The organism is Priestia sp. P5_B4 (assembly GCF_056400385.1).
The window spans coordinates 1-1461 of sequence record NZ_JBFULJ010000922.1 but is presented as its reverse complement, the minus strand read 5'-3'; the positions used below and the strand labels follow the sequence as shown (position 1 = coordinate 1461).

Here is a 1461-nt window from a genome sequence, read left to right as displayed (position 1 = left end):
ATTCAGTACTGTTGAAAGRGGGAGATACTTAATGTTGCAATCACTGATTTTTGATATGGATGGAACGCTGTTTCAAACAGATAAAATTTTAGAATTATCGCTTGACGATACCTTTAACCATTTACGTGCACTCAATCAATGGGATACTGGCACTCCTATTGATAAGTATCGTGAGATTATGGGTGTACCTTTACCAAAAGTATGGGAAGCTTTATTACCTAATCAATCAGATGAAATAAGAAAATATACAGATGACTATTTTTTAAAAAGCTTAGTGGAGAATATAAAAAAAGGGAAAGGTGCTTTATATCCCAATGTAAAAGAGGTCTTTAGCTATTTAAAAGAAAATAATTTTTCCATTTACATAGCAAGTAACGGTTTAAAAGAATATTTAGAAGCAATTGTAGACCATTACGATTTGAATAATTGGGTGACAGAGACATTTAGTATTCAACAAATCCAAACCCTCGATAAAGGAGAGTTAGTCAAAACAATTATAAAGAAATATGATATCAAACATGCTGCAGTAGTAGGAGACCGCCTATCTGATATAAATGCTGCAAGAGATAATGGTTTAATGGCAGTGGGGTGTAATTTTGATTTTGCTCAAGAAGCTGAGCTTGTGCAGGCTGATGTGGTAATAGATGATTTGAAGGAGTTAAAAAGGATTGTATCTAACATAAATAGTAGCTTGTCAATCTAATAGACTGATCTTTGTACGTAACCGTTATAGATGGTTAATGTCTCAATTTTATTAAGAGAATAAATTTTTTATATGCTATGTAAAAGGATAGGTCTTTAAAGGCCTATCCTTTTGATTTACCTTACAGCATTGGCATCCACTTGATTTTGAATCTTCACTGCAGTTTCTGCTTCGTCAATGAATTCATACATATAGAAATCTCAATCTATTGAAGTTGAAACATAACTAATGAGTGGTTCCCCTACAACTCTCCAATGTTTACATAATCTTTTCTTGTCATTAATAAATGGTTTACAATACTGAGCTATGCTTAGGTTAAGATTTCCAAAATAGTTTTATATTAAAAATAATTCTATGAGAAAGGAGATTTTTGATTATGACTTCGCATATGATTCGTAAATCTGATAGCGCTCAGTTATATATTAGAGGATATAAGATAAAATTGACACTCAGCCAGTGGAAGCTTGTAAGCACTCAGAGATAATGAATGGTTAACCCAACTATAAAAAAGGAAACCTCCACCTTAATTTAGGTGGGGTTTTTTGCATTTATTTTATTAACCTTTTAATTGGTTAACTATTTAGACTTTATAATAAAAAAGACTAATGAAAGTTAAAAAATGGAATAAAAAAGAGGAATATTATTTAAGTGAAATTAAAATAAAGCACAACTAAATATGCATTTTTTAAATGTTTTACCAATTTTTATTGACCATAAAAATTTAAAAGAATTAAAATAAATATAAAAGTAAGTAGTTA

Annotated in this window: 1 protein-coding gene; it reads left to right on the top strand. The window is 30.0% G+C overall.

Annotated elements, in window-relative coordinates; genetic code table 11:
- Positions 1–31: 31 nt before the first annotated feature.
- Positions 32–703 (top strand): HAD family hydrolase, encoded by a 672-nt coding sequence (locus AC1DRF_RS27505; RefSeq protein ID WP_043980694.1) that lies wholly within the window; start codon positions 32–34, stop codon positions 701–703.
- The last annotated feature ends 758 nt before the right edge of the window (positions 704–1461 follow it).

Excerpts from the sequence above, each read along its gene's own strand:
- AC1DRF_RS27505 (WP_043980694.1), top strand. The coding sequence starts at position 32 with ATGTTGCAATCACTGATTTTTGATATGGATGGAACGCTGTTTCAAACA.